The sequence below is a fragment of the Mesorhizobium australafricanum genome (assembly GCF_033977265.1).
GTDB classification, from domain to species: Bacteria; Pseudomonadota; Alphaproteobacteria; order Rhizobiales; family Rhizobiaceae; genus Mesorhizobium; species Mesorhizobium australafricanum.
Genome location: NZ_JAVIIT010000069.1, coordinates 1 through 614, shown reverse-complemented (window position 1 = coordinate 614; position 614 = coordinate 1). Strand labels below are relative to the sequence as shown.

The window sequence follows — 614 nt, the reverse complement described above, 5'->3', positions numbered from 1 at the left end:
TGATCCAGCTCAGTACGACTATCTTGCGGCGGAAGGAAATGAGGCAATCCAAGTCGACCCAGAAAACCTCGATGCGCTGATCCGAGAATGTTACCGGCTGCGTGCGACCTATGATATCGCTGGCATTTCTGGCTTTCCGGGCCTTGACGAGTCGGTCAATGCGACAGTCGGCAAGCTCTGCCAGCATTTCCATCTACCTGGACCGAACCCCACATCCATTGAACGATGCTGTGACAAATTCACTCAACGTCAACTCCTCGCGGAGGCTGGCGTTCCAACCCCCACTTATTGCGTGGCGACGAATGCGATAGATGTGGAGCGTTTTGCAGCGGAGATTGGCCTGCCTGTAGTTCTTAAGCCAGTCATGGGTAACGGTGGCAACGGTGTCCGATTGTGCCGCAATGTCGATGAGTTAGCCGAACATACAGCCTATCTGTTGGGCGGCAAGCACATATGGCGGTGTTCACCTAGGATACTGGTCGAAGACTTCGCGCAAGGACCCCTTTACATCGCTCAAGTAATGGGAAATGAGGTCATTGCGATCGGCGCCGCTCTATACGGGCCTCCCCCGCATTTCGTCTGTCGTCAGTTGAACTATCCGGCCCGGCTGACTG

1 protein-coding gene is annotated in these 614 nt (G+C 54.9%); it reads left to right on the top strand.

What is annotated here, in order from left to right:
• A partial coding sequence (locus tag RFM98_RS31210; protein ID WP_320312299.1) for an ATP-grasp domain-containing protein occupies positions 1-614 on the top strand: 614 nt, incomplete at both ends.